This window comes from Gordonibacter pamelaeae 7-10-1-b (assembly GCF_000210055.1).
GTDB classification, from domain to species: domain Bacteria; phylum Actinomycetota; class Coriobacteriia; order Coriobacteriales; family Eggerthellaceae; genus Gordonibacter; species Gordonibacter pamelaeae.
This window is the reverse complement of the sequence record NC_021021.1, coordinates 65,448-67,150: the sequence shown is the minus strand read 5'-3', so window position 1 is coordinate 67,150 and position 1,703 is coordinate 65,448. Positions and strand designations below refer to the sequence as shown.

The following is a 1,703-nucleotide window of genomic DNA, read 5'->3' as shown; positions in this document are numbered from 1 at the left end:
ACGTCGGGGTTGCCGCCGAGCAGGATGTCGGTGCCGCGGCCGGCCATGTTCGTGGCGATGGTAACGGCGCCCACGCGGCCGGCCTGCGCGATGATGTGCGCCTCGCGCTCGTGGTTCTTCGCGTTCAACGTCTCATGGCGGATGCCGCGCTTGTCGAGCAGGCGCGAGAGCTTCTCGGAGCTCTCGATGGACACGGTGCCGATGAGGCAGGGCTGGCCCTTCGCGTTGCGCGCGGCCACGTCGTCGGCGACGGCGTTGAACTTCGCCTCCACCGTGCGGTAGATGAGGTCGTCCTCGTCCTTTCGCGCGACGGGGCGGTTCGGCGGGATGGCCACGACGGGCAGCTTGTAGATCTCGCGGAACTCGGCATCCTCGGTCATGGCGGTGCCGGTCATGCCGGAGAGCTTCTCGTAGAGGCGGAAGTAATTCTGCAGCGTGATGGTGGCGAGCGTCTGGTTCTCCTCGCGCACGAGCACCTTTTCCTTGGCCTCCACCGCCTGGTGCAGGCCCTCCGACCAGCGGCGGCCCTCCATGATGCGGCCGGTGAACTCGTCGACGATCTTCACCTCGCCGTCCACCACGACGTAGTCCACGTCGCGGTGGAACAGGAACTGCGCCTTGAGCGCCTGCTGCAGGTGGTTGGCCAGCTGGCCCGACGGGTCGGCGTAGATGTCGTCGATCCCCAGCATGGACTCGATCTTCTCCAGGCCGCTCTCGGTGGCGTTGATGGTCTTCTTCGCCTCGTCCATGTCGAAGTCCACCTCGGGGACGAGACCGGGCATGACGCGCGCGAACTTGTTGTACGTCTCGGCCGCCTGCGTGCCGGCGCCCGAGATGATGAGCGGGGTGCGGGCCTCGTCGATGAGGATGGAGTCCACCTCGTCGACGATGGCGAAGTGGTGGCCGCGCTGCACGCGGGCCTCCGCGCGCGTGACCATGTTGTCGCGCAGGTAGTCGAAGCCGAACTCGGAGTTCGTGCCGTACGTGACCTCGGCCTGGTAGGCGGGGATCTTCTTGTCGGGGCGCATGCCGTTCTGGATGAGGCCCACGTTCATGCCCAGGAAGCGGTAGATCTGGCCCATCCACTCGCTGTCGCGGCGGGCCAGGTAGTCGTTCACGGTGACGATGTGCACGTTGTTGCCGTTGAGCGCGTTCAGGTAGCCGGCCAGCGTGGACACGAGCGTCTTGCCCTCGCCGGTCTTCATCTCGGCGATCTGCCCGTCGTTGAGCGCCATGCCGCCGATGAGCTGCACGTCGAAGTGGCGCAGGCCGAGCGTGCGCACTGATGCCTCGCGCACGGCAGCGAACGCCTCGGGCAGCAGGCTCTTCAGGTCCTCGCCGTTGTCGGCGCGCTCGCGGAAGGCGGCGGTGAGGGCGGCAAGCTCGGCATCCGATTTCGCCTGCATCCCGCCCTCGAGGGCGTTGACCTTCTGCACGAGCGCCTCGTAGTTCTTCAACTGCTTGCCCTCGCCGAGCGTCAGCAGCCTGGATAGGAATCCTGCCATGTGATGCGCCGTCCTTTTCTTGGCTTTGAACAGTACCTGCTACTCTAGCATAACGCGCCTGGCCTCAAAGGAAATCCACAGTGGCCGCAAGGCGTTGCCAGCAACCGATCGCCTATGCGGCGGCCGCACGGGCGACGCCCCCCGTGCGCCCTGCCGGCCTTGGGCCCGGCAAGCCCCGCGACGATCGGCCCCTAGCCC

Annotated in this window: 1 protein-coding gene; it reads right to left on the bottom strand. The window is 66.8% G+C overall.

The window, feature by feature from the left end; all coding sequences use genetic code 11:
* A partial coding sequence (locus GPA_RS00300) for a preprotein translocase subunit SecA (protein ID WP_041239862.1) occupies nt 1–1,505 on the bottom strand: 1,505 nt, incomplete at its 3' end.
* Between the last annotated feature and the right edge of the window lie 198 nt (nt 1,506–1,703).